This is a genomic window from Mesorhizobium sp. M0174, assembly GCF_040322275.1.
Lineage (GTDB): Bacteria > Pseudomonadota > Alphaproteobacteria > Rhizobiales > Rhizobiaceae > Mesorhizobium.
Genome location: NZ_JAMYTB010000015.1, coordinates 41,001 through 62,420, shown reverse-complemented (window position 1 = coordinate 62,420; position 21,420 = coordinate 41,001). Strand labels below are relative to the sequence as shown.

18 protein-coding genes and 6 pseudogenes are annotated in these 21,420 nt (G+C 60.6%); 14 read left to right on the top strand and 10 right to left on the bottom strand.

Annotated features, from left to right (window positions below):
* Positions 1 to 21: 21 nt before the first annotated feature.
* The 3 genes from NKJ13_RS23650 to NKJ13_RS23640 are packed head-to-tail and all read right to left on the bottom strand — an operon-like array spanning position 22 to position 2,267.
* The gene (locus tag NKJ13_RS23650; RefSeq protein WP_352624870.1) at positions 22 to 513 is read right to left on the bottom strand and encodes a hypothetical protein; all 492 of its coding nucleotides are present in this window, start codon (positions 511 to 513) and stop codon (positions 22 to 24) included.
* Between the two features lie 24 nt (positions 514 to 537).
* Entirely contained in the window at positions 538 to 1,245 is a 708-nt protein-coding gene (scpB, locus tag NKJ13_RS23645) for an SMC-Scp complex subunit ScpB (protein ID WP_352752473.1), read from the bottom strand.
* A 5-nt stretch (positions 1,246 to 1,250) separates the two neighbouring features.
* Positions 1,251 to 2,267 carry a DUF1403 family protein gene (locus tag NKJ13_RS23640; RefSeq protein WP_352778565.1) on the bottom strand — a complete coding sequence of 339 codons (1,017 nt, stop codon included), beginning with the start codon at positions 2,265 to 2,267 and terminating at the stop codon, positions 1,251 to 1,253.
* 168 nt (positions 2,268 to 2,435) lie between these two features.
* On the opposite strand from NKJ13_RS23640, the gene NKJ13_RS23635 reads away from it, so the two are divergent.
* Genes NKJ13_RS23635 through NKJ13_RS23625 form a run of 3 tightly spaced genes read left to right on the top strand, consistent with a single transcriptional unit; the run spans position 2,436 to position 4,209 of the window.
* The gene (locus NKJ13_RS23635; protein WP_031195575.1) at positions 2,436 to 2,693 is read left to right on the top strand and encodes a type II toxin-antitoxin system VapB family antitoxin; all 258 of its coding nucleotides are present in this window, start codon (positions 2,436 to 2,438) and stop codon (positions 2,691 to 2,693) included.
* Positions 2,693 to 3,079, top strand: a complete 387-nt coding sequence (locus NKJ13_RS23630) for a type II toxin-antitoxin system VapC family toxin (protein ID WP_352467886.1) — start codon at positions 2,693 to 2,695, stop codon at positions 3,077 to 3,079. The genes NKJ13_RS23635 and NKJ13_RS23630 overlap by 1 nt, the downstream gene beginning before the upstream one ends.
* Complete coding sequence (locus tag NKJ13_RS23625; RefSeq protein WP_352778524.1) at positions 3,076 to 4,209, top strand: site-specific integrase; 1,134 nt, start codon at positions 3,076 to 3,078, stop codon at positions 4,207 to 4,209. The genes NKJ13_RS23630 and NKJ13_RS23625 overlap by 4 nt, the downstream gene beginning before the upstream one ends.
* 668 nt (positions 4,210 to 4,877) lie before the next feature.
* Here NKJ13_RS23625 and NKJ13_RS23620 read toward each other — a convergent pair.
* Positions 4,878 to 5,267 (bottom strand): B3/B4 domain-containing protein, encoded by a 390-nt coding sequence (locus NKJ13_RS23620; RefSeq protein WP_352778522.1) that lies wholly within the window; start codon positions 5,265 to 5,267, stop codon positions 4,878 to 4,880.
* A 151-nt stretch (positions 5,268 to 5,418) separates the two neighbouring features.
* On the opposite strand from NKJ13_RS23620, the pseudogene NKJ13_RS23615 reads away from it, so the two are divergent.
* Positions 5,419 to 6,400 (top strand): annotated as a pseudogene (locus NKJ13_RS23615) (IS5 family transposase).
* A gap of 203 nt (positions 6,401 to 6,603) precedes the next feature.
* Here the strand turns inward: NKJ13_RS23615 and NKJ13_RS23610 are convergent.
* Positions 6,604 to 7,539 (bottom strand): LysR substrate-binding domain-containing protein, encoded by a 936-nt coding sequence (locus NKJ13_RS23610; RefSeq protein WP_352778520.1) that lies wholly within the window; start codon positions 7,537 to 7,539, stop codon positions 6,604 to 6,606.
* Between the two features lie 157 nt (positions 7,540 to 7,696).
* Here NKJ13_RS23610 and NKJ13_RS23605 point away from each other — a divergent pair, with 157 nt between their 5' ends.
* The 8 genes and pseudogenes from NKJ13_RS23605 (at position 7,697) to NKJ13_RS23570 (ending at position 12,849) form a co-directional block, all read left to right on the top strand.
* Positions 7,697 to 8,164, top strand: coding sequence for an ATP-binding cassette domain-containing protein (locus NKJ13_RS23605; protein WP_352778518.1), 468 nt, complete (start codon positions 7,697 to 7,699; stop codon positions 8,162 to 8,164).
* Positions 8,164 to 8,940: an amidohydrolase family protein gene (locus NKJ13_RS23600; RefSeq protein WP_352778516.1), complete on the top strand. Its 777-nt coding sequence runs from the start codon at positions 8,164 to 8,166 to the stop codon at positions 8,938 to 8,940. The genes NKJ13_RS23605 and NKJ13_RS23600 overlap by 1 nt, the downstream gene beginning before the upstream one ends.
* Positions 8,941 to 8,975: 35 nt before the next feature.
* A complete protein-coding gene (locus tag NKJ13_RS23595; protein WP_352778514.1) occupies positions 8,976 to 9,728 on the top strand; it encodes an SDR family NAD(P)-dependent oxidoreductase in 753 nt (250 codons plus the stop codon).
* Between the two features lie 19 nt (positions 9,729 to 9,747).
* The gene (locus NKJ13_RS23590) at positions 9,748 to 10,587 is read left to right on the top strand and encodes a transketolase (RefSeq protein WP_352453734.1); all 840 of its coding nucleotides are present in this window, start codon (positions 9,748 to 9,750) and stop codon (positions 10,585 to 10,587) included.
* Positions 10,584 to 11,606: a transketolase family protein gene (locus tag NKJ13_RS23585; RefSeq protein WP_502901938.1), complete on the top strand. Its 1,023-nt coding sequence runs from the start codon at positions 10,584 to 10,586 to the stop codon at positions 11,604 to 11,606. Before NKJ13_RS23590 ends, NKJ13_RS23585 begins: the two co-directional genes overlap by 4 nt.
* A gap of 106 nt (positions 11,607 to 11,712) precedes the next feature.
* Positions 11,713 to 11,999: pseudogene (locus NKJ13_RS23580) on the top strand (transposase); the annotation flags it as partial.
* A gap of 71 nt (positions 12,000 to 12,070) precedes the next feature.
* Positions 12,071 to 12,226 (top strand): annotated as a pseudogene (locus NKJ13_RS23575) (ATP-binding protein); the annotation flags it as partial.
* Between the two features lie 266 nt (positions 12,227 to 12,492).
* Positions 12,493 to 12,849 carry a hypothetical protein gene (locus tag NKJ13_RS23570; protein ID WP_352453730.1) on the top strand — a complete coding sequence of 119 codons (357 nt, stop codon included), beginning with the start codon at positions 12,493 to 12,495 and terminating at the stop codon, positions 12,847 to 12,849.
* A gap of 138 nt (positions 12,850 to 12,987) precedes the next feature.
* Here the strand turns inward: NKJ13_RS23570 and NKJ13_RS23565 are convergent, their stop codons facing one another.
* Positions 12,988 to 13,956, bottom strand: a complete 969-nt coding sequence (locus tag NKJ13_RS23565; protein WP_352453731.1) for a glycosyltransferase family 10 domain-containing protein — start codon at positions 13,954 to 13,956, stop codon at positions 12,988 to 12,990.
* A gap of 611 nt (positions 13,957 to 14,567) precedes the next feature.
* On the opposite strand from NKJ13_RS23565, the pseudogene NKJ13_RS23560 reads away from it, so the two are divergent.
* Positions 14,568 to 15,615: pseudogene (locus NKJ13_RS23560) on the top strand (site-specific integrase).
* A 241-nt stretch (positions 15,616 to 15,856) separates the two neighbouring features.
* On the opposite strand, the gene NKJ13_RS23555 reads toward NKJ13_RS23560, so the two are convergent.
* Positions 15,857 to 17,518, bottom strand: a complete 1,662-nt coding sequence (locus tag NKJ13_RS23555; protein ID WP_352778512.1) for a tannase/feruloyl esterase family alpha/beta hydrolase — start codon at positions 17,516 to 17,518, stop codon at positions 15,857 to 15,859.
* 191 nt (positions 17,519 to 17,709) lie between these two features.
* On the opposite strand from NKJ13_RS23555, the pseudogene NKJ13_RS23550 reads away from it, so the two are divergent.
* Positions 17,710 to 18,028, top strand: a pseudogene (locus NKJ13_RS23550) (integrase); the annotation flags it as partial.
* Between the two features lie 2 nt (positions 18,029 to 18,030).
* Here the strand turns inward: NKJ13_RS23550 and NKJ13_RS23545 are convergent.
* The 3 genes and pseudogenes from NKJ13_RS23545 to nadE all read right to left on the bottom strand — a co-directional run.
* Positions 18,031 to 18,288, bottom strand: coding sequence for an aminopeptidase (locus NKJ13_RS23545; protein WP_352778510.1), 258 nt, complete (start codon positions 18,286 to 18,288; stop codon positions 18,031 to 18,033).
* A gap of 661 nt (positions 18,289 to 18,949) precedes the next feature.
* Positions 18,950 to 20,032, bottom strand: a complete 1,083-nt coding sequence (locus tag NKJ13_RS23540) for a sensor histidine kinase (RefSeq protein WP_352778507.1) — start codon at positions 20,030 to 20,032, stop codon at positions 18,950 to 18,952.
* Positions 20,033 to 20,449: 417 nt separating this feature from the next.
* A pseudogene (gene nadE, locus NKJ13_RS23535) lies at positions 20,450 to 20,772 on the bottom strand (NAD(+) synthase); the annotation flags it as partial.
* Positions 20,773 to 21,420 lie beyond the last annotated feature (648 nt).

Genomic DNA, 21,420 nt, shown 5'->3' with positions numbered 1-21,420 from the left:
AGCCGCAAATACTGAGGAGCTCTATGTCTTTGGCCAGCCTTTCATTTTCAAGAAGATCATCCCATCGAATGCGCCGAGTTTTGCCGCGGCTTCGGTAGCGTAGCGCTTTCGAGACTCCACGGATCGGCCGGATGAGCGCTCCAAGATCCGGCCGCCCCAACTGTCCGATCCTTTTCGGTATATCGAAATGTTCAGCCCGTCGGTATTCAGATAGCTGTTGCCAGCGTGCGAGACGCGCCACTTACGCTGGAGCCAATTGCGTCGGCGTTGTGCAGCACTGCGGAGCGCACGTTCGCGCATTCGCGGCGCCTCGTAGTCCTGCTCCATCTTCTCCGCACAGACACACCCCACGCCGAGCATTTCGGCATGGTCAGGATGAGTCATGTAATGGACGTATCTGATCTCTTGGGTTTCGCACATTTCGCAGATCTCAGACGGTTCATCGAGATCCTCCACATTGACGCAGGTCCAGCCCTTATGCGGAATTCCCGATCGCGACCATTTCCCAGTCATCGATCCCCTCCCCCTCCGACGAACCTATTCCTCTATCTCGACGCCGACGTCCTGCTGGCTGCCGGGAAAGTCGGGCACAATGTCGCCCGCCAATAGCTTCTCCTTCGACAGCAGCCCGGCATCTTCAAGCGCCTCGAAATCCGGCAGGTCGCGCAGCGTGTCGAGACCGAACTCCAGCAGGAATTCTTTGGTGGTGACGTAGGTGTAGGGCGCGCCGGGCGTCGGGCTGCGCGGACCGGACGCAATCAGCTTCGCGCCGCGCAGATGACCGATGAGATCGCGGCTGATCTCCTTGCCGAAGAAGGAAGAAAGCTCGGCGCGGGTGATCGGCTGGAAGTACGCCACACACATCAGCACCAGCACTTCAGATTGTGTCAGATCCACGGCTCGCTCGTTTCCGCCGACCGCGGCACGGATGGCATCGGCATAGGCCGGCCGCGTCAGATGCTTCCAGCCGCCGGCGACGGCGACGAGGTCATAGGGCCGACCGCGCAGTTCTTCGCGGATGTCGTCGATGAGGAGATCAATGCTGCAGCTTTTGCCGACGATGCGGGCGAGCGTTTCGCGGTTGACCGGCTCGCTGGCCGCAAAAATCGTTGCCTCGACGCGATGCATCCATTCTCGCCAGCGCGCCTCCGGCGGCAGGTGATCCAGCTCCCGGTCAAACAGCTGGTCAGCCGATCGACGGTTATCTGACGGGCTCCCCCCTCGCCTGCGCACTGCCTCCACCATGGTCGTCAGAGCCCGTACATGCGGAACGCGGTGCGGCCGGACATCTCGCGGACGGCGCCGAACTCGACCAGCCGGTCGAACAGGCGGCGCAGCCCACGGTCGCTCATGCCTGCGATCTTTTCGGATCCCACGATCGCATCGTCGGACAGGAGCTTGTCGACAACAGCGTCCGCTGCTTTGGCTCTAAGCTTCGGCGTGACGGCAAGCAGCCGGTCCGCGCGTCGCCCGAGTTCGGCGTGAAGATCAATTGCGCGCAACGCAGCGCGTGCCTGCGCGGCAAGCAGGCCTTTCGCACGCTCGGGATGTGTCTCAATGCTTGTCGCGACAGAGCCAGCTGCCGATCGACGCGGGCGGGCGCTTGTGCCCAAGGCCGCATCGGCGCCCAGCAGCGGCACCGCATGCGCCCAACCCAGCCGTTGCGCCAGCAGGGCATCGGCGAGCCAGGCTCCGAGGACGCGGCCGAAGCCGTGGCGTTCGGCGGCCATGAAGGCACCGTTCAGGATCCCGACCACATCGGTGCCGGCGCCGAGTTGCCGTAGCGCCGTCGACAGATCGCTAACGGCCTCGTCGTCACGGGCGTGACCGAGATCTTCCAGCACCGCAGCGAGGTTTTTCGCCGTCAGCAATTCCTCAGCCGGCCGGGTCGCCAGCCGACGCCAGGCGAGGAGCAAAAGACCGGCGGGCCCGACATTGTCGCCCGGCCGCGTGAGCAGCACGGCATCGCGCAGCGAGCTTTCATCCTCGACGCGGCCGGCCTGCTTCGCAGTTGCCGCTGCCGCCGAAAGCGCCAGCCGCTGCCGCCAGGCGCCGGCCCATCGCTCCTGCCGGCGGACCACCGCATCGAGCGCGCCGATGGTGGCGCCGGCGGCGAGCGCGACGTCCTCAACGCCTTTTCCCGCAAGGCTTTGCGCATCGGGAACCGCCCGACGTAGCCAGGCCGGCACCGTTGCCATCGGCGCGATCGAAGGGGCACCGGCAGGCGTGGCGTCGTGGCGCGGAGAGGGTTTAGGACCCAGAATCATCGACAGCACGATGAATCATGGCGGCGCTTTTGGCAATCGGATTGCGCAGAAAGCGCTGCGCTTGTCGTCCACTCAAAACGAATGATAATGTTGCATTATCGTTCGTTGTTTACGAGCCTAGGCAACCATGGTAGAATACACCCGAAAGGTAGATTTTTGGAGTCTTTCGTGTCCCTGAACATCAAAAATCCGGCCACCGTCGCTCTCGCCGACGAACTCGCGCGTCGCCAGGGTATCAGTAAGACAGCAGCCATTCATCAGGCCCTGAGCGAGCGCTTGCATCGCTTGGGCTTTGGAGAGACCGCTCAGGAGCGTCTGCTGGCAGAATTGCGCGCCATCCGAGAAAGAGTGGCACGATTGCCTGAACTGGATAGTCGCAGCGACGAGGAGATCATCGGGTATGACGAGCATGGAATCCCTAACTGATGGTGATCGACACCTCAGCTGTTGTAGCGATCCTTCGGAGCGAGCCTGAGGCAGCAAGGCTGGAACGAGCGCTGGTCTTGGACCCAATCCGTCTGGTCCCGGCAACCTGCGTGCTCGAGGCACGCATGGTGCTGGTCAGCAGGCGCGGCGAACACGCATTGGCCGAGATCGATCTTTGGCTGCGCAAAATCGAGGCCGACATCATTCCTGTCGACTCCGAATTGGTTGATCTGGCAACCCAAGGTTGGCTGACCTACGGCAAGGGCCACCACCCGGCGGCGCTGAATTTTGCCGATTGCCTGTCCTATGCTTTGGCAAAGCGTGCGGATGAACCGCTGCTTTTCGTCGGCAAAGACTTCTCCCAAACGGATATCGAAGCGGCATGAGCATGGCTGGCGACGCGCAACGATCATCCGCTGCTTCCGGCGAGGACGACATGCCCGACATCATCGATATCGTCATGCAGATGGGCGATGCCGACCTAGCCTCGTCCCCTCCCCTTCCAGCCATTGCCAATCCCAGCCTGCCTGCGCATATTGAGGCGCTCGCCGGCCGCGCGCGCGATTATATCGAGGCGGCGAGTTCGGCCAACACGCGCCGCGCCTACGCAGCCGACTGGAAGCATTTTTCGAGCTGGTGCCGGCGCCAAGGCATCGAGATGTTCCCGCCCGATCCTCAGGTCGTCGGGCTCTATATCGCCGCCTGCGCGTCAGGTACGGCCACTGGCGACAAAAAGCCCAACACCGTTTCAACCATCGAGCGCCGGCTTTCGTCGCTCTCCTGGAATTTTGCCCAGCGCGGCCAGCCGCTGGACCGCAAGGATTGGCATATCGCCACGGTGATGGCTGGCGTTCGCAACACCCACGCCTCCCCGCCCCGGCAGAAGGAAGCGATCCTGCCTGAGGATCTGATTGCCATGCTCGAGACCCTCGACCGCGGCACGCTGCGTGGTCTGCGCGACCGCGCCATGCTGCTTTTGGGTTTCGCCGGCGGCCTTCGCCGATCCGAAATCGTCGGCCTCGACCTCGGCAGGGATCAGACCGAGGACGGACGCGGCTGGGTCGAGATTTTTGCCGATAAGGGTCTGCTTGTCACATTGCGCGGCAAAACCGGCTGGCGCGAGGTCGAAATCGGCCGCGGCTCCTCCGACGCCACCTGCCCGGTGGTCGCTCTGCAGACCTGGCTAAGACTGGCGCGGATCGGCCATGGCCCTTTGTTCCGAAGGGTAATAGGGCAAGGCAAAAGAGTCGGCGCCGATCGGCTTAACGACCAGGAGGTTGCGCGGCTGGTCAAGCGCACGGCGCTCGCCGCCGGCGTGCGTGGCGATCTGTCGGAGGGCGAACGCGGTCAAAAGTTTGCTGGCCATTCGCTGCGCGCCGGCCTCGCGTCCTCGGCCGAGGTCGACGAGCGCTATGTGCAAAAGCAGCTCGGTCACGCCTCGGCCGAGATGACGCGAAAGTATCAGCGCCGGCGCGATCGTTTCCGCGTCAATCTCACCAAGGCGTCCGGGCTCTGAAAAGCCCCCCTCCCTGCCCCGTTTTGTCCGCTGGGATGAGGTGGTCAGATCTCAGGCGATAACAATACCTCATCGAGCACAGCGAGCGCTGTATCCAGACTATCGGCGGCCGACGCTTCGTAGTCAGGCATGATCATCAACTGCGTTATGGCACGGCCCACAAGAGGGCATCGCGAAAAAAGTACGCCAAACAACGCTAAGGGAGAACAAGCAGTGATCTGATTTCGTTCGACGCTCGTTTTCGAGAGCCGTTCTGGGTCGTTCGCAATCAACTGTGTAGGCCAGCGGAGCGAGCAAGGAGCGCCAGATCCGGACAGGGCTGAGTGGGGTGTTTCTCGGTGGGGCCATGCCCTAAGGGACACGAGATGTAGTGGACTCGTCGATTCGCGCGGTTTCGATTCGCGCACCCGGGCACAACGCTTGGATAAGTCCCATCAATGCTCTCCGGTGCCCATCATCTGTATAGCTGACATTGGGCCGAGGGCTTCCAGCACGAGCCACATGGCGCGGGTATCGACCGTGACCCATGGTGCGCCGCCCCTGCCGCCAGTTCCAGCGGCGGCACGTGACACCGGCATCATCGCACCAGATGACTTCGCCCGGTTCGGGATGCTCGGTTACCATTTCACCTTGCTCGATCGTGTCGAATGGCTCCGCTCCCTTCGCAATTAAAAGTCTCGGGACGCCTGGTAGAGATCGAGATCTTCCCCGCCAATCGGAACGCCATACAACACGCTGACGGCATTGTAGGCATCAACCAGTGGGGATATCCGCGGGAGAGAGCCATCTTTCCGCACCCGCTTGAGAAGCGCGGCGGCCGAGCACGGCGTTCGATTGGCTTTTGTGCCGAAAGCCTCGTAGGCAACGGCCCACGCCGCAAGATGCGCGTCCCTTTGGGCGTCATCGCGAAGCGCGGCCTGTTCCGCCGCCGCAATCGTGTCGTTCAACGCCTGTGCATCCGGCACGTCGATTTCAGCGTTCCGCACCACAATGCTGATCAGATGAAAATCCGGGTAGCGGGCCTTGATCTCGGGGGCAACCAATGGCGTGAAAGACATGGGAAGCTCTTTTCTCATGGGGAGGCTTTGCGCTGCGGGTCGTTCGGGAAATGTATGAAGAAAGGTGCTTGTCGAGGCGTTGGTGCGTGGAACATTTTTCAAGGGTTTGCCGATAGGCAGGCGAGATCGCCAACGACATGATCTTCGCCCAATGCCCTACAAACACAATGCCAGCCGCCGTCACCGAGTCGCGAAGATGAAATTCAAGGTGACAAACTGGCCGGAATACGAGGCGGGCCTTCGGCGGCGCAGCAGTCTGACGCTGTGATTGACAGAAGAAGCCTTGGCCAGGTGGCATGCGCCGCGAAGAACGACCCGCGGCGGCCAGCCCCGCAATTCCGATCTCGCCATCGAGGCGGTCTTGACACTGGGATGCCTCTTCGGGCTTCGTCTGCGCCAGAGCGAGGGATTGGCGACCTCGCTGCTCGATCTGATGGGGCTTGATCTACCGGTTCCCGATCACACGACGCTAAGCCGCCGGGCGCAGATATGGGAACCATCGGCCAAGCGGCGGCGGCATCCGAGGACGGTCCGCTGCATGTGCTGATCGATAGCACCGGATGAAAGTCTACGGCGCCGGCCAATGGCTGGAAGACAAGCACGGTGCCAGATCACGCCGGACCTGGCGCAAGCTGCATTTGGTTCTCAATGCCGACAGCGGCGAGATCATCGCCCATTGTCTGACCGACCAGGACGGCGACGATCCCTCGCAGGTGAAGCCGCTGCTCGACCGGATCGACGCAGAGATCGACCAATTCACGGCCGACGGAGCATATGATGGCGGTCCCACCTACTGCGCGGTGCTGCAACACAGCGTCACCGCAAGGATAGTCATCCCGCCACGTTCAACGGCCGTGGAGAGTGATGACACCGGACCACCCGGTCAAAGGGACGGTCACATCACGGCGATCGCCAATGATGGAAGGCTGAATTGGCAGGCGTCCACCGGCTATGGCAAGCGCGCCCTGATCGAGACCGCCGTCGGGCGCTACAAGGGGCTGATCGGACGTCGCCTGCGAGCCCGCTCCTTTTCGGCTCAGCAGACCGAGGTCGCCATCGGCTGCGCCGTTCTCAACCGCATGACGGCGTGCGCACGCCCGGAGTCCGTTCGCTGCCCGGCAAGGCCGACATAGCAGGCGGCATCAAAGAGCTGATTGTGCCTAATGCCACATTTGTGCACCAACGCCTTGTGGCGCGGGCAGCCACAGGCACAGGCTACGCGGAAAATGAAAAGCGGGGCCAACCCATTCGCTTGCACACAGCCTGCGTTTTGCCAGCTCCTCAACCGCAACGTGCTGTCAATCTTCGTCTTGCCGTGTCTTGAACGCCGAACTGTTCACGCCATTGGCGCCGCTTTGTCATCCCGTGCCCCGAAATGAGGCCGTCGTTCGAACGATATGCGCAGTTGCTTATCCGCCAGAAACCGGCGAGCCAGATCGGTGTCGCGCTTACCCATGCGTGACACCCAGTCCGAAAACAGGCGAACCGCGCGCCGGTTCATATGCCGCGAAGGACAGACCAGCCAGTATCCCGGAAACTCGATGACCTCGAACTCTATCGAGACCGGAACCAGAGAACCCGACACCAGGTCCTCGAATGCGATGGATGTGCTTTCCAGGACCACACCTGCACCGTCCTTCGCCAGTTGAACCGACATTGACGAACGGTCGAAACGATAGGGATACGTCATGCGGGCGCCCTGGATACCGTTGCACGGCAGCCAATAATCCCACCGGAAATAGGCCTTCACACTGTCGATCAACCGCGCATGGCGAAGCTGCTCGCGCGGATCCGGTGAGATCGCGCGCAGTTCGGCAAGATAGGAAGGCGAGCACATCGGCAGGATCAGATCGTTGACGACGCAATCCGAATAAAGGCCGGCCCAGCCGCCGTCGCCATAACGAAGATCGAGATCGATGACCTCCGTTTCGAAATCCGAGAAATTGGGCGTGGCGTCGACGCGCAAATTCCAGCTCGGATAGCCCTTGCTGAACTCGGCCAACCGCGGCGCCAGCCATTTCTCGCCGAAGGAAGGACTGACGCGCAGGCTAAGCTGGAAGCTTTCGCGCTGCCGCACAATGGCATTACGCACCTCGCGTATGGATTCGAAAGCCTGGGTCGTGGTCTGGAAGAGCCGCTCACCGTCGATCGTGAGCGAGAGATGGCGCTTTTCGCGCTGAAAAAGCCGCACCCCGAGTTGGTGTTCGAGCAGCCGCAGCTGCTGGCTAACCGCCGAAGGTGTCACCTGCAATTCCTGAGCGGCCTTTGCCACGCCGCCGAGCCGCGCGACTGCCTCGAAATGCGTCTCGAATTGAACTTGATGTCTGACCTCGTCCTCGTCAGTTAAGCTCAGCTACACAGAATGTTAAGAAACGAAAATTGAGCCGAATGTCAATCGGTCGCACAGTGGTCCCGGAAGGAGATACAGGATGGAGCCGAGTTCAACCCAAAGCTTGGGTAGCGCCGGCAACGTGCCGGGAGTTGGACAGGTATTGACCAGGAAGCCCCTGATCGAAGCTGCCAATATCGAGAAGAGTTATGACGCAACCCGTGTCCTGCGGGGTGTGAGTTTTCAGGTCCGGGCCGACGAAATCCAAGCGCTCCTGGGCGGCAACGGCGCCGGCAAAAGCACTCTCATCCGCATCGTCACAGGGCTGACCTCACGCGAAGCCGGCGAGATTGGCTTCGCCTCGTCGAAGGCCGACCACAACAGCCCGATCATCGCGGTGGTGCATCAGGAGCTGGCGCTGTTGCCCGAGCTGTCCGGTCGCGGAAAACATCGGCATTGTGCATGCGAGTTCGGGCTGGTCACAGATAAGCCGTCGCCGCACGCGCGAAACTGCGCTCGGAGCGCTCCAGCTGATCGACCCAGCGATCGGCGAAGCGATCATCGATAATGCCGGCACGCAAATTGTCCCTCCACGAAGGCCAGATCGTCCAGATCGCTCGTGCCCTTTCCACCGGAGCCGAAGTGCTGCTTCTCGATCCCGGCGATCCGGTTGGTGAAACGCGCTGGCTGCAGGAGATCGCCAACAAGCGAGGCTTTCCGCATGCCATCGTCGGCTATGCCGACCTGTCCCAACCCCACGTCGGCGACCTCCTCGACCGCCACATGGAATATCCGAACTTCCGCGGCATGCGGCAGCCGATGAATTATCATCCCGACCCCGCCAAGACCTATCTGGCGCGGCCGGAGGTCAGTCGTACGCCCGAATGGCGGCGCGGCTTCCGGGAGCTGGCGAAGCGCGGGCTGAGCTTCGACCCGCAGCTCTACTATCCGCAGATGAGCGAGTTCCTCGAACTGGCGCGCGACTTTCCCGACGTGCAGATCATTCTCAATCACACCGGCATGCAGGTCGACGGCGCCGAGCATTTTGGCGCCTGGAAAAAAGGCATGCACCAGTTAGCGCAAGCGCCGAACGTCGCCTGGATCTCGGGCCTCGGCATGGGCGACTGGACTTGGACCACGTTCTCGATCCGTCCTTATGTCGAGGAGGCGATCGCAGCCTTCGGCGTCGGCCGCTCGATGTTCGCGACGAACTTCCCCGTCGACAAGCTGTTCTCGAGCTTCGACGCCATTTTGAACGCCTTCAAGGAAATTACGATCGCCCACCCGCACGAGGAGCGGCTCGCGCTGTTCCATGACAACGCCGCCCGGTTCTACCGACTTTAGATCACCGGCAAACAGAAATAGCAGGAGAGTTCGACTTGTTGCTGAAGGGCAAGGCCGTGGTGATTTCGGGGGCCGCGGGCCCCCGGGGAATTGGCCGCTCCACGGCAGCGCTGATGGTACAGCACGGGGCTCGCGTTGCAATACTCGACCTCGATGACGGGCAAGCGCGTGACGCCGCTGCGTCGCTTGGACCCGACCATATCGGCCTTGGGTGCAACGTCGCGGACCTCGACGCCTGCAAGAGGGCGGCGGCGCAAGTGACAGAAACCTTGGGCAGGATCGATGTGCTCTGCAACAATGCGGGCGTCACGCAGCCGGTCAAGACGCTGGAGATCAGCGCGGCTGACTGGGACCGCATCCTCGATGTCAACCTACGCGGCGTGCTCCATCTCAGCCAGGCATTCATCCCGAACATGCGCGAAAATGGCGGCGGCTCGATCATCTGCATGTCGTCAGTTTCGGCCCAGCGCGGCGGCGGCATCTTCGGTGGCCCGCACTATTCGGCTGCCAAGGCGGGTGTTCTGGGGCTTGCCAAGGCCATGGCGCGCGAATTCGGTCCCGAAGGCATCCGCGTCAACTGCATCACACCGGGCCTGATCCAGACCGACATCACCGGCGGCAAACTGACCAACGCCATGCGCGCCGACATCATCAAGGGAATCCCGCTCAGCCGGCTGGGCGAGGCGCGCGACGTAGCCGGCGCCTATCTCTTCCTGGCTTCCGATCTGGCCAGCTACATCACCGGCGCCGTGATCGATGTCAACGGTGGGATGCTAATCCATGGCTGAGTGGACAACGGAGCTTGAGATGCCTCGCGCTGGCAGCAATGTCAGCCTGGCCGAACGAGCCTATCGTATCCGCCGACACGCCGTGCGGATGGGTCAAGTCCAGGGCCAAGGTTATGTCGGACAGGCGCTGGGTGTCGCCGACGTGCTTGCCGTCGCCTATTTCCATGCGCTTCGTTACCGGCCGGAGGACACGTTGTGGGAGGGACGCGACCGCTTCCTGCTGTCGATCGGACACTATGCGATCGCGCTCTACGCGGCTCTGATCGAAGCGGGCGTGCTGCCGGAGGAAGAGCTCGAAACCTATGGCAGCGATGAAAGCCGTATGCCGATGTCCGGCATGGCGCCATACACGCCCGGCATGGAGATCACCGGCGGCTCGCTCGGTCACGGCCTTGGCATTGCCGTTGGCATGTGCATGGGGCTGACGCGCAAGCGAAGCGACAGTTTCGTCTACAATCTTTTGTCCGACGGCGAGCTCGGTGAGGGCTCGACCTGGGAAGCCGCGATGTCGGCCGCCCACCACAAGCTCGACAATCTCATTGCCATTGTCGACTTCAACAATCAGCAGGCCGATGGTCCGTCGACGGCCATGCTCTCCTCCGAACCGGTGACCGACAAGTTCGAGGCGTTCGGCTGGCATGCGCAGCGCGTCGACGGCAACGACATCGAGGCGGTCCGCAAGGCCTTCGACATGGCGCGCGGCCTGAAGGAACCTCGTCCGCGTGTGATCGTTTGCGATACGCGCATGGCCAAGGGTGTGCCATTCCTGGAAACCCGCGACATCACGCATTTCATCCGCGTCGAACCGCACGAATGGACGTTAGCTCTCGAAGCTTTGGAAAAGGGACGTCCGCGTTGAGGTTGTCAAAGTTCGCGCCGCGCCACGCCGCCAATGCCGGTGAGCGCAAGACCACATCGGCGATGATCGCGTCGATCGCGCCCGATGGCGTACCGACACGCAATGCGCCGTTCGGGCACACACTGGCCAGACTGGCGCACCAGCGGCCCGGGATAGTTGGCCTGACGGCGGACCTCGCGAAATACACCGATCTCCATGTCTTCGCACAGGAGCATCCGGACCGCTTCTATCAGATGGGCATGGCGGAGCAGGTGCTGATGAGCGCCGCCGCCGGCTTGGCGCGGGAGTGTTTTACGCCCTTCGCCACCACCTACGCCGTCTTCGCATCGCGACGTGCCTACGATTTCATCTGCATGGCGATCGCCGAGGAGAAACTCAGTGTGAAGATCGTCTGCGCCTTACCGGGGCTGACGACCGGCTACGGCCCCAGCCACCAGGCGACGGAGGACATCGCGATCTTCCGCGGGATGCCGAACCTGACGATCATCGACCCTTGCGACGCGCTCGACATCGAACAGGCCACGGAGGCGATCGCGGACTACAACGGGCCGGTCTACATGCGGCTTTCGCGCGGTAAGGTTCCTGTCGTGCTCGACGAAGACGACTATACATTTGAAATCGGCAAGGCGCGAATGCTGCGCGAGGGCGCGGACGTATTGTTCATTTCCAGCGGCCTGATGACCATGCGCGCGCTGGAGGCCGCGAAGGCGCTTGAAGCCGACAGGATCGGCTGCGCCGTTCTGCACGTTCCGACGATCAAACCTCTGGATACGGAGGCGATACTCGCTGCCGCGCGCCGTTCGGGACGGCTGGTGGTGGCGGCGGAGAACCACACCATCATTGGTGGCCTTGGCGAAGGCGTTGCCGCGCTGCTGATGCGCGAGAGAGTGACCCCAGTCTTTCGCCAGATCGCCCTGCCCGACGAGTTCCTCGACGCTGGCGCGCTGCCGACGCTTCACGATCGCTACGGGATCTCAACTTCCGAGCTCGTGCGCCGCGTCCGCATTTGGAGCGAATGAGAAGTAAGAGCTCTCCCCACACAACAGTTGAGTCATCGACCTTGACCTTGCCCCTCTGATCTAATCCGGTTTGAAGTTGGTTCTGGCCCATCGAGAGGACCAGGACATGAAACGTAGCCGCTTCTCTGAAGAGCAGATCATCGGAATTTTGAAGGAACATGAGGCCGGGGTATCGGTTGCCGATCTGTGCCGCAAGCACGGGGTCAGCGACGCCTCGATTTACAACTGGAAGGCCCGCTTCGGCGGGATGGATGTCTGCGAGGCTCGGCGACTGAAGGCTCTGGAGGACGAGAACACGCGGCTGAAGCGGCTTCTGGCCGACGCCATGCTCGACAATGCCGCGTTGAAGGATCTTGTGGGAAAGAAATGGTGACGCCCGCGGCCAAGCGGAAACCTTTCCAGCGACCAGATCGATCAACTTCAACGCCGACTGCAACGGACCAGGCGATCAAGGAAAGGTGCATCATGAAGCATTCGCGGAGCCGACAATAGCCGACGCCATTCTCGACCGGATCATCCACAACGCCCATCGCATCACCCTCGAAGGCGACAGCATGAGAAAGCAAAAAACACCGCCGCCCTTGACCGGCGCCGAAAACGGCGAAATCAATCGCAAATGACTTCAACCAGGCAACCGAGCGCCGACCCCATCCTGCTGTCCGCGAATTAGTGAAACTGCTGTCCGCGATTTAGCGGAACGACTGTCCCGTTTTTGCGAAATACGCACGTCCGACGCAGCTTGCGTTGACAGAGGCGGTTTTACGCGCAGTTGCAATAGCACTTCCGCCGGCCTATTTTTGTGGAGTTCAATTGTGGTTCGGCCAAGGGCGCTTTGGGCGCCGGACCGGCCCCGTGTAAACCTCATTAAAGAGAGACGAACCCTGCCATGGAAGAATTCTTATCGCGCATCGCCACTGGTGCCGGCATCGGCCCGGCTCTCGCAGAGAAGGCCGTTGGGTTAATGCTGGGTTTCCTGCAACGCCACGCGGCCGACGGTCCCGTTGCGCGCATGATCGCGGCCATTCCCGGAGCTTCGGAATTAGTGGCGAAGTATCATGGCAACGACCCAGAGGGCGGAGGCGGCCTCATGGGGCTCGGCCAGCAATTGATGAGTGAGGGTCTCAGCATTCTAAAGATCGCCGCCATCGCCAACGAGACGATCGCCTTCGCCAAGGAACATGCCGGCGACGAACTCGTGGACGAGGTCCTCAATTCCGTTCCTGGCCTTCCCCAGTTCGTCTGATCAGCGGCAGCCGGGGGCGCATGACCTCGTGCGCCCGTGCCGGCCCGTCTGCGCAGGTAGGCATTCTCCGCCGAGCGCTCCGTACCGATCTCGCCAGACCACCAACCGCCGGGCACGCGAAGCGAGCGTTGGAGTACTTCATTCGTCTGTCCCAAAATCGACCGCAGGCGAACCGATGTGTATAACTTCCGGCGGTAAGGGTTTATCGTGAACGCTTTCGATGAAGCCCGCGAGATAAGCAAACGTATTGTATTTCTCAAGAACCAACCGCTTCGCCTCTTGTATTGCGCCGCGACGCTCCTTCCAGAGGTCCGAGTCGATGATTTCTTGAATTTTTTGGATTACGTTCTTGTCCTCTGGGTCAATCAGAACCATTGAGTCGGAAGGGAAGAACCTCGTGATTGCCGGGCTGCCGTAATAGATCGGCATTGTTTCAGCAACGAAGCAGTCCATAAGCTTCTCTGTAAAATAGTAATCAGCACGAGTATTCTCGAAAGCTATACTGTAACGGTACGGTGCGAGTGCGTCCCATTTATCTCCAATCAGCCGAAAACCTCGGCCGAACAGGTCAAAATCGAGCTCCTCTCTCAGCCGTTCCAGAAACGCCAGCCGATATCGATGCCCTTTAAGCAGGGCGATGTTACTGGTAATCCATGAGAGCCGAAGCGGCTTGTCCACGACTTCGCTGACCAGAAGTTGGTCATATGTCTTTGTTACAGACCAAGACCGAGTGATAGGTGGAGACAAAACGAATCGGCGCTCTGCATTCTGCCGAGCAGCCAGCTCTGCGTCAGACGTCAGGACGATGGTATTTTTCCCTTGCCCTTCATGAAATGCGCGATGAGCTTTCGTCGGCGGTTCGCCGATTGCAAAAATTGTCCTGTTTGGACTCGCCTCGATATCAACAGGGAGCCCAAAAATAGAAGCAGAGTTAAAGACAATATGCCAATCGGGCGCGAAGGATGTCCTGCGTACAAAAGCGACATTGTTCCAGATTCCACTGCCCTTTGGAGTGAGATGGTGGATTGCATCATCCAAAACGCCCCAAGAATCCAGACATGTAGCAACAATGGGCGCCGGACGTTCCGTCAACAATTTGGTCGACAAAGCAGTTCCACCCCATTCACTTCCGTTGGACCGGGAGCAACTCGTGCATCGGGCGCAAGACCTCTCTGCGCCTGAAATAGCTCGCGATCCTGATCGGTATCAAACACACGATTCTGTGCGACTTCGCGATTCTGTGCGACTTCGCGCCATTCGACAACTCATCTCTAAGACCGCGGGAATCCCTTCACTCGTGAAGGTACTCAATCGCCATTTCGGATTGCGGTAAGATTGGGCAGCATAAACCTTCCGGGACCCGCTGTCGAGGCAATTGTCGCTTTGCACCTAACCAGGTTCTTCCTCACTTTGTGTGGTGATCAGGCCGGTTGAGTGGCAGCATGCGTGCCCTCTAAAATATGGAAGTTGACTACATTCTTATTATTAATCGGGATATACGACCAGTTTAGAGGCGGCTCGCCTCTCACAGGCGACGTTTGCAGCGGCGACGGCAGATCGAGATATTGGCGGGTTGATGCCGGGGCTTTGTCCGAAATCTGTGGTCCGATTTCGGACGAAGTGACGGTCAAGATGTCCGAAATATGCTACGAATTTCGGACAAGCTTCACACACAAAGCGCCGCGGCTTTGCCCGACATCATCGATATCGTCATGCAGATGGGCGATGCCGACCTAGCCTCGTCCCCTCCCCTTCCAGCCATTGCCAATCCCAGCCTGCCTGCGCAGCTTGAGGCGCTCGCCGGCCGCGCGCGCGATTATATCGAGGCGGCGAGTTCGGCCAACACGCGCCGCGCCTACGCAGCCGACTGGAAGCATTTTTCGAGCTGGTGCCGGCGCCAAGGCATCGAGATGTTCCCGCCCGATCCTGAGGTCGTCGGGCTCTATATCGCCGCCTGCGCGTCAGGTACGGCCACTGGCGACAAAAGCCCAACACCGTTTCAACCATCGAGCGCCGGCTTTCGTCGCTCTCCTGGAATTTTGCCCAGCGCGGCCAGCCGCTGGACCGCAAGGACCGGCATATCGCCACGGTGATGGCTGGCGTTCGAAACACCCACGCCTCCCCTCCCCGGCAGAAGGAAGCGGTCCTGCCCGAGGATCTGATCGCATCTTCGAGACCCTCGACCGCGGCACGCTGCGTGGTCTGCGCGACCGCGCCATGCTGCTTTTGGGTTTCGCCGGCGGCCTTCGCCGATCCGAAATCGTCGGCCTCGACGTCGGCAGGCATCAGACCGAGGACGGGCGCGGCTGGGTCGAGATTTTTGCCGATAAGGGTCTGCTTGTCACATTGCGCGGCAAAACCGGTTGGCGCGAGGTCGAGGTTGGCCGCGGCTCCTCCGACGCCACCTGCCCGGTGGTCGCGCTGCAAACCTGGCTGAAGCTGGCGCGGATCGGCCATGGCCCTTTGTTCCGAAGGGTAATAGGGCAAGGCAAAAGAGTCGGCGCCGATCGGCTTAACGACCAGGAGGTTGCGCGGCTGGTCAAGCGCACGGCGCTCGCCGCCGGCGTGCGTGGCGATCTGTCGGAGGGCGAACGGGCCAAGAAATTCGCCGGCCACTCACTGCGCGCCGGCCTCGCCTCGTCGGCCGAGGTCGACGAACGCAATGTGCAAAAACAGCTCGGCCATGCCTCCGCGGAGATGACGCGAAATTATCAGCGCCGGCGCGATCGTTTCCGCGTAAATCTCACCAAGGCGTCCGGGCTCTGATGCCCCCGTTTTGTCCGCTGGGATGAGGCGGTCAGATCTCAGGCGATAACAATTACCTCATCGAGCACAGCGAGCGCTGTGTCCAGACTATCGGCGGCGACGCTTCGTAGTCAGGCATGATCATCAACTGCGTTATGGCACGGCCCACAAATTCCGGGTTTAGCTTTTCCAACCGATCCTAGGTCCGGGAGACCTGTTCCGGGAATGCGCGCAGATTGAAGCGAACAAATGACGAGGTCTCTTATCCCCGACACGAATAGCTCGCGATCTCATCGGGATTTCCCTTACCGCCATAGGCAGCTTGAGTGGGATAAGCGCAGATCGGCTGGTGCTTGCCGGGGAATGCCTTGCTGCCAGCCGCGAGAGAATCCGGAGCCTTGTCTTGGTTTATCCAGCCCTCGATGGCAGCCAAAGGATCAAAGTCGTCGAAGGCTTGGCCATCGCCGCAGTGGGTCATCCCCGGGATTATGAACATGCGCACGAAACGGCGAGTCGCTTCCAAATCGCCGCCGCTTGTGACCTCGACGACTTGCTTGTACCAGCGCACCAGATCGTTGGCTGAGAAGACCGGATCGGAAAGTCCCTGAAACAAGAGCAGCTTTCCACCGTGGGCAGCGAAGCTGGCGAGATACGTGCCGGTCGCATCATTGAGCTTGGCCGTATCCGCAACGCGTGCCGGATCCTTGTCGAAGTCGAACTTCAGGGGGTCAAAATTCGGCGCCGGGGGCGTCATGAAGTAGTATTGAAGCGAGCGGGCTCCCAGAACGATGTTATTTGCATCCGACTGGGAAGTGGGGGAATTGCCCAGCTTCCACATTCTCCAGTCCGCGCCCGCAACGCCCGTATCATATGGCCAATCGCTGTAAAGCTTTTCGCCATCGGAGCTTTCCGGACCCGCGAACGCGCGGCTCATGGCCTGCACTTGACCAGCCGTGAGGCAGCTGTCCGTCTTATCGCCTTGGCAGGACAGGACCTTTGGGTCGAACCGGCACTGCTGCCAGGCGTTGATGACGCCATCCTCAATGCCATCGCGAGCATCACAGGCAGCGAGAACCGCCTTGGCGACGATGTTCAGATCCTGCTGGGAGAAGGCGCGGGATAGAATGGGATGGCCGGCCTCATCCTTGGGAGCGATGCTCATGTACTGGCGAGTATCCCAGGCTTCGGCAATGTTGGCGGCACTGAGACGAAAACCCGGGCTACCTGCAACAATGCCGTCGAACTCGAGCGGATATCGCTGAGCCGCTATCAACGCCTCACGACCGCCATTCGAGCATCCCATGAACACCGACTTTTTCGGAGCCGCCCCATAGAACTTTGCAATCACCTGCTTCGAGACCGAAGTGACTTTGCCAATGGAGGCGTACGCAAAATCAATGCGTGCGGCTTGATCGACCCCGAAAGCCGGATCGGGGCTTGGGTGCCCGCCATCCATGCTTACAACAGCGTAGCCGCGCAAGAGCCCGGGAGCCGCGGTCGAGTTCCGGCAAGGAATGGTCCCGACGGCCGGCGCCAGGAAGCCATCAACTGCGCCGCCGCCCTGGAAAAGGAACATGTCGTTCCAGGTCGTCGGAAGACGCACCTCAAACCGGGTGCCATATGATTGACCATCGCCCCCCTGGCGTTTCCCGATAACACCTCGGACAAGGCAGTGCCCGCCCACTTTTACCGCCTGAGGCGAGGCGCCGGTGAATGCAGTGAAGGGATCTGCGGGGATCTCCTGCGGCTTTTGAAGGCTAGCCTCGGTAAAGATCACGCTTGGAATTTTGAGCTTGGCGATGGACCGGCACGCCTGATCCGACGCGTTTGCCGCCAGTGCAGGCGCACATACACATATGATCGCCAACATCAGTGCCAGCGTGCACCCGCGGTCCCGCAGCTTGAGCCCGTTAGCCAAGAACATACCCATCCTCCCTGGATGCGCCCGATAGCCCGAAAGCTGATCGCATTGGTAGCTAGTTGTGAGCTTTCAGTAGCTTGTCCATCCGGTCCGAACCGGGAAAGCTGAGATTGTCGAAGCTTCAGTGACTCCAGGGGGACCGGATGAACATCCATAAGAATACCGGTCTGACGCCGCTCGGTCGAGAGCGGATTTTTTGCGCCTGGGCGCGCCGGCAGCACCTCGGAGGTGTTGCCGCCTGATCCGCAGACCGTCGGCCTCTACATCACGGCCTGTGCATCCAGAAAGGTTACAGGAGACAAGAAACCAAACTCTGTGGCGACGATCGAGCGCCGTCTCTCCTCCCTGGCGTGGAATTATACGCAGCGTGGCGAGCCGCTCGATCGAAAGGACCGCCATATCGCCACCGTGCCCGCCGGCATCCGTAACAGCCATGCAAAACCGTCTGTGCAGAATGAGGCCATACTTCCCGAAGACCTGATCGCCATGCTGGAGACGGTGCTCCGCAAGACCCATCAGGTCGCCCCAGGCCAGAGCAACCGGCTCGTCCCCGGGGAGGACGAAACGGTCGACCACTCCGCTTGTTCGACTTGTGTTCGGGCGACTATCCCGGCTTCTATGCATCGCGCTTCGGCGCGGCGAGCTTTGTCCAACGCGCCAAGCCTTTGAACCGAATCGCTGTAGACGGAAGTCGCGGCGAGCTTCACGTTGTTGATCGGAGCATCGAACCAGGCGTCGTATCCGCGGTATCCACCCCATCGTCTGTCGCGCAATCTGTTGGCGAGCGCGTCCTCAGCCGTTCGATCGCGGCCGTCTTTGCCGCAAACTATTATGTGGCGGCCGCCGATGCCATTCGGGCGCGCAATATCTCAGGGGTTGAAGGATCGTCGATCAGTTTTCCGATGTCTTGGCGGGCCGCGATGATCTGCACATGACCCTACAAAGATTGCGCGTAGTAGGAAATACTGGTGCAACTGGTCACCCCAGGCGTCAGGATAATCGTAGAACCAATCGAACGAATGCACGCATCGCGGTTTGCCTACAGCACTGCTCTCCTGTCCCGATAGCGCAAATTAGCGGTTACCTCCGGCCACGAACAGTCGGACCAATTTTATTTGTAGGTTAGACCTTCGTCCTCGGCAAGATTGGCCAAGCGATGACTCGCTGCTGAATTGCCGGCCCGCGCGTGATGAGCGCGAAGGCGTCAGGTGCCCCCGCCGTCAAGACTCAAGCCGCAACGTAATCAGGCGGGAGTGCCTTCCGCTAGGTGGGGATGGACTGGCCGCCGAAGTCGGAAGCAGCAAGCCTGGAGCATAATGGAAGACCTCGACCATGTGAAGCAGGCCGTGAAGGGCGACCTAGCCTATTTGCAGCCACCTGCTCAAAGCCGCGACATGAAGCCAGCCGCCAGCCTGCTAGTTCGACAGCAACCGTTCAGCTTGCTGCCGCCGACCGCTTGAAAACGATGGTCACCTTCGTCCCTTTGTTGGCGCTGGACTCGACGGCTAGCTGCGCCTTGGCGTTCTCGGTCAGCGATCGCGCGATCAGCGCTCCGAGCTTGCCTGGTTTGGGCCACACCTCGCCTTCCGGCAGGCCGATTCCGTCGTCCGCCACTATAACCCGGCAGCCGTCGCCATCGACGACGCTGTGCAGTGTTATCGTGCCGCCATCGCGGCCCCGGAACGCATGCTTTAGTGAATTGGTCAGCAATTCGTTTACGACCAGCCCGGCCGGCATGGCGACGTTTATTGACACGGGATATGTATCCACCTTCATATCCAGCCGGATCCCCTCGACTGCATGCGAGCTCATCACCGCGGACGCGATCTGGCTGAGATAGACGCCAAGATCGACCTCCTCCTTCGGCTCGTCGGCCGTTAGCGTCTGGTAGAGGATCGCCAGAGCGTCGACGCGACCGGCAAGCCGCTCAAACCGTCTCCGGTCGGCCTCGGTCGCGTTGCGGCTTTCCAGCCGGATCAGCGCGGTGATCATCTGCAGGTTGTTCTTCACCCGGTGCTGCAGTTCGCGCAGCAGCGTGTCTTTCTCGCTGACACGCTCCTCCACCGAGCGCTGATCTCCCGCCTCGCCGTGAGCCGATACGTCGACCAGCGCCACCAGCCGGAAGCAAACCTTGCCGTTATCGTCTTCGATCACGTTGGAATAAACGTCGACGATCGCGGGTTTGTCCTCGCCGCGCTCCAGCCTGAAGGTGCCGACCAAATCGGTTCCCTCGACCACCGCCTCGGCTAGCGGCCTGTCCTTTTGCTGATGGAGGCCCATGCCTAAAAGGGCCGCCCAGTTTTCTTGGGTGAGCCTGGCGGCCATCAGGCCTGAGAGTTTCTCGAATTCCGGATTGGCGTAGACCACGCGCTCTTCACCGGCAAGGTCCGAAACGGCTATGGCGATCGGCACCTGGTCGAGGAATTTCTTGAACTGTTCGCTTTCCAGTGCGGTTGCAAGGTCAGGTGTATCAAGTAACTGCTCGACCGCCTCAGCCTTCTCTGAATCCGATGTCATTTGCGCGCCTGTTCTGTGCGGATGATATCAACAATGCGGCGAGCCCGCCATCGCCAAAACTGGAGCTGCATCTCACGTTTCGCATCACGCATCTGACAAACAGCTCTGCATCGCGTAACGGCCGCACGTCCAGCATTGCGACCGGCCGAAGGAGAGCGGCAAGGATCGGCTAGAATCCAGGTGCCTGGAATGTCGAAGCGACCGGTCAAGTGGGTACGCTGCGGAAGATCGATAGAGCAGGCATTCAGGGAGAATGAGTTCGCGTGCCGGCCTCGGCGATACGTGCCGACACTGTCAACCTCATGACCGCATGCGGGCTGAAAGAGCAGCGCTTCGCTCCAGCGGTAATTCAGGCCGCTAGCTGCCTAACTGCGGCAAGCCCATCGATCGTGTATGTTGAGACGCTATTGCCGATGCCTAAATATCGAACCCGTCATGGCAATCGTTGTGACGGGAAGGAAGCGCTCGCTTATGGGCTGTGCTGGAATGCGCATGAAGTATACGCCTGTGCGCCGCTTCGTTGATCTCTTGGCCTTCGAGGAAGTCGTCAATCTCCTCGTATGTGAGACCGGGACGAGGTTCTCCAGGTCGGCGGTCGGGATCTTTTCAACAAGATCAGACGGAGCGCCCAGATACACTGCCAAGGCGCGAACTCTGCGCTTGTTCAGCCCGGAAAGAGGAAGAATGTCTGCGGCACCATCGCCGAACTTGGTGAAGAAGCCCATCAAGGCCTCGGCTGCTTCGAAGCGACTTCTGAAAAAGAAGTGTGGGTTTGCTCTCATACCCTTTGCTGAAAAATGTTGTCATAGAGCGCATGGAATGCCACGCGCTTCGAATCGGAGTAGCCATCCGGGAAGCCTAAGCCCCTTTGAAGCGCATGTCCGGCAGCTATTCATAGCGTGGATGACTTTGATCGAAACAAACGATTTCATAACTCTTCGGAAATCTTGCATGGACAAAAGCACGTCCGCACCGGTCACCCATCCAAAGGAGAAAATCTTCCATGCGCCCTGACGTGCAGTGGAGGTCGTGCCGAGAAGTGAGTTGCAACTGGCCGATCATGTCGGCGGTTCGACGCTAGTCGTCCCCAATGTTCCTGAGCTGCGAAGTCTTGCAGGCGAGCCAGCTGCCCAGCGCGATTCTGCTTGTGGCGGGCTTTTTGCCGCAGGCAGTCCGCTCGTTTGGGCAGAGGATTGGAGACCCGGCCGGCAGCGCTACCATACAACATCAGCGCACTTTACATCTACGCGGTATTGCCGGGCTTCCAGTCGGTGCCATGTTTGGCCGACGAATGACGCGATGCGGCCTCCTGCACAAGCGAAGGCGTTATCGGATGTGCGACCGGGAAGCAGGCGGACAGTGCAGCACATGTCAGTCGCCTGTGCGAC